2 protein-coding genes are annotated in these 2,410 nt (G+C 61.1%); one reads left to right on the plus strand and one right to left on the minus strand.

Annotation, left to right across the window (positions count from 1 at the left end):
- Positions 1-1,566: endopeptidase La (gene lon / locus ACH2EH_RS01255; RefSeq protein ID WP_395138036.1), on the plus strand; the 1,566-nt coding region annotated here is incomplete at its 5' end.
- A 3-nt stretch (positions 1,567-1,569) separates the two neighbouring features.
- Here the strand turns inward: lon and ACH2EH_RS01260 are convergent.
- On the minus strand, positions 1,570-2,274 hold the full coding sequence (locus tag ACH2EH_RS01260; protein ID WP_395138038.1) for a winged helix-turn-helix domain-containing protein: 705 nt from the start codon (positions 2,272-2,274) through the stop codon (positions 1,570-1,572).
- Positions 2,275-2,410 lie beyond the last annotated feature (136 nt).

Genomic DNA, 2,410 nt, shown 5'->3' on the forward strand with positions numbered 1-2,410 from the left:
GAGTACCGGGAGAAGATCCAGTCCGCGAAGATGCCAGAGGAGATTGAGGCGCGTGCTTTTAAAGAGCTGGACCGCTTCGAGAAGACTCCGCTGGTGAGCCCTGAGGCCGGGGTTCTGCGCAACTATTTGGATCTGATGGTCTCGATGCCCTGGAGCACCCTCACCGACGACCGCCTGGATATTACGGAGGCGGAGCGTATTCTTGATGAGGACCACTACGGCTTGCCTAAAGTCAAGGAACGAATTTTGGAGTTTCTTGCAGTGCGTAAGCTGGCGGGCGACAAGCTCAAGGCACCGATTCTTTGTTTCGTCGGGCCACCGGGTGTCGGCAAGACCAGCCTGGGGCGCTCGGTGGCGCGGGCGCTGGGGCGCAAGTTCGCGCGGCTCTCCCTGGGAGGAGTGCGCGATGAGGCTGAGATTCGTGGCCACCGCCGAACCTATGTCGGAGCGATGCCGGGCCGGATTTTACAGGCCATTCGGCAGGCGGGCAGCCGCAATCCCGTGATCGTGCTGGATGAAATTGACAAGCTGGGCAATGACTTTCGTGGCGATCCTAGCTCCGCGCTTTTAGAGGCGCTGGATCCTGAGCAGAACAAAGAGTTCTCAGATCACTACCTTGAAGTGCCGTTTGATCTCTCACAGGCACTTTTTATCGCCACGGCGAACTTGCTCGACACGATCCCCCCGGCGCTTCGTGACCGGCTGGAGGTTATTTATTTTTCGGGTTACATCGAGAGTGAGAAGCGCGCGATTGCACAAAACCATCTCCTGCCCCGGCAGCGCGAGAGCCACGGGCTGAGCGAGGAGAACTTCACGCTCTCTAATGATGGTCTGGTGCACTTGATTCGCGAGTACACGCGTGAGGCGGGCGTCCGCAACCTCCACCGAGAGATCGGCTCGCTCTGCCGGAAGGCGGCGCGCAAGATCGCGGGCGACGAGAGCACGGTGGTGGCGGTGGATGTGCCGATACTGGAGACACTCCTGGGCAAGCCGCGCTACGACTGGGGCAAGATGGAGGAGGCCGACGAAGTGGGGGCAGTGACGGGTCTGGTCTATACAGAGGCTGGCGGCGACACGATCACCATCGAGGTACTTCCCACACGCGGCGAGGGCAAGCTGACCCTCACAGGCCAGCTAGGGGAGGTGATGCGGGAGTCGGCACAGACCGCGTGGACCTTTGTGCGCTCGCGCCTGACAACTCTGGGAATTGCTGAGGATGCGGATAAGGGCAAGGATATTCATATCCATGTCCCCGCAGGGGCGGTTCCTAAAGATGGCCCCTCGGCGGGAGTCACTATGGCTGTGGCACTGGCGTCAGCGATCTCAAGTCGGCCCGTGCGCCGCGATGTGGCGATGACCGGTGAGATCACACTGAGGGGGAAGGTGCTGCCGGTTGGGGGGATCAAGGAGAAAGTGCTCGCCGCGCACCGCTCCGGGATCCGTATCGTGCTCCTGCCCGCCGAGAACGAGAAAGATCTGGACGATCTTCCGGAGGATGTGCGCGCGGAGCTGAGCTTTGTTTTCCTGCGCCACGCCGACGATGCCCTGAAGGTGGCGCTCCGGTAGTTCTCAGTCGACCCGAAACCCATACCCGAGTCCCCGCCGTGTCTCTAAAAGCTCGGCGGTCTCGGGGGGGAGCTTGGCGCGTAGCCTGCGGATATGGATGTCCACCGTGCGCTCACCACCCTCATAGTCCACGCCCCAGACCATCGCAAGAATCTGCTCACGGGGGTAGCGTCGCCCCCGGTGGGTGAGTAAAAAGCGTAGAAGCTGAAACTCGCGCGGCGTGAGAGCCAGCGGCTTGCCCTCCGCTGTGGAGACCTTTCCCGCGCCCAGACTCAGTCGAATTCCGCCGAAGTGAAGCATGTCGCCCGCCTCGACCGAGCGCTTGCGGAAAAAGAGCAGGGCGACCCTAGCTTTAACTTCCTCAGGTTCGTAGGGGGGCAGCAAAAAATCATCCACAAAGGCGCGTAGCTCTGGAGAAGTCAAGTGCCGCCGGGTGAGGAGCGCCAGCAGGGGGGGGATCGGGACGCCCTCTCCCCAGATCGCCAGCAATCGGCTCCGAGCGCTCCGGAGCAAAAACAGCTCACTGCTGTCTGAGAGATCCGCGACAATCAGATGCGGCGGAACCCCATTAAATGCCCCGATCCACTCATCTTCATCGGCATCAAAGGCCAGTGGGCAGACATGCAGACTCGCCGCCATCAACGCGTGCGTCACTTGCAGCGGCGGACGGTCAGGAGCGTCACGGGTTAAAATAAGAACGTTTTGCAACTCTGAGAGCTGTTGTATCGCCAGAGCGCCCGGTTAGCCACCCCACATAAACGTGGGAGGCTCGCTTCGCTTTTGGCCTTCGGCCACGATGTCGCTCCGCGACTACACCAGAGTATCGAGGTAGCTCTGGAACTGC

Source organism: Armatimonas sp., assembly GCF_043760365.1.
Taxonomy (GTDB): domain Bacteria; phylum Armatimonadota; class Armatimonadia; order Armatimonadales; family Armatimonadaceae; genus Armatimonas.